This window comes from Candidatus Neomarinimicrobiota bacterium, assembly GCA_017656425.1.
Lineage (GTDB): Bacteria > Fidelibacterota > UBA2242 > UBA2242 > B5-G15 > JACDNV01.
On record JACDNV010000050.1, the window covers coordinates 1 to 1,139 of the forward strand.

The window sequence follows — 1,139 nt, forward strand, 5'->3', positions numbered from 1 at the left end:
GAATATTGTTTGCGTGTGGTTGGGTGCTGAAACCTTAACCCGCCTCCAACGTTTACATATTTTTGGTGTGGCGCCCCGGGTGGGGCGTTTTTTGTTATGGGGAAAAGAATAAATAACAATTTAAATAAAATTTCTCCCATCCCTGCTAATCCTCCAGATTTTCAAGCTGACTCAAATGCCAGAGCTGCAGGTATTGCAGCTGTTTTCTTTTGCGCTTGAGCTTCTTGAGTTCCTTGGGGTCAGTTGTGTTCCACTCCTGATTGCGCAGGTCCTCGATTTCTTTTTTAGTTTTAAGGATGAACTGTTCGAGCTCGGAACGGGTTAAAGGCATGATTATCACCTAAAGGGAAATTCTACATTCCACTTTTATTCCCCTTCTGTTTGGCAAGTATAAAATAACGAATTTGGCAATTAAAAAATACACAGTTTGGTTGCCATCACGCAATTTAAAATATATTCCTTGGAGAGCCTTTGAGGCTAAAATCCATGTTAGCAGGCGGCGCCGAAGGGTAGCCTTGACAGCCGGGACCCCCGCATGTGGTACAATGGATGGACCGGCGGGGTATGAGGTAATGTGCTGGCATATTCCCCGGAGCCGCCCCGTCGGCATTAAATGAAATACCACATGCGGGGTGGATGTCAAGGCCGCCGCTCCTCCGGGAAACTGGAAGGGGTTTGCCTGCCTAGTTTAGTGTTTTGTTATGGGAATCTACTTGATTTTTCAGAAACAATGCAGGACTTCTATCTGTTGCAATGAATATTATTAATTGGAGGGTGATGTTTAATGACTGAATTATTTAATGCTACTTTACTATGGCAATTTTTTAATTTTATTATATTTATTTTGCTAGTATGTTTCTTATTCAATGCATTTAAGAAATTTAGGTTAAAGCACCAACGTGAAGAGATAATCATTAATAAATTAGATGAATTGATTCAATTAAATAAAAAAATTCTTGATAATTTATCTAGTAAAAAATAAGTTATTAGCTTTTGTTCTTTATAAATTTGTTCTTTATAAAGTAGATGACTCAGAATATGTCGATATATTACGATTGTTTTTTTGAAACCGACCCACCCCCTTTTCTAGGTGGACCCCATTGTCAAGACACAAATTTTAAAATTTTAAGCTACAAATA

1 protein-coding gene is annotated in these 1,139 nt (G+C 38.6%); it reads right to left on the reverse strand.

From position 1 onward, the window contains the following. Window positions 1-145 precede the first annotated feature (145 nt). Entirely contained in the window at window positions 146-331 is a 186-nt protein-coding gene (locus H0Z29_12170) for a hypothetical protein (GenBank protein MBO8132240.1), read from the reverse strand. Window positions 332-1,139 lie beyond the last annotated feature (808 nt).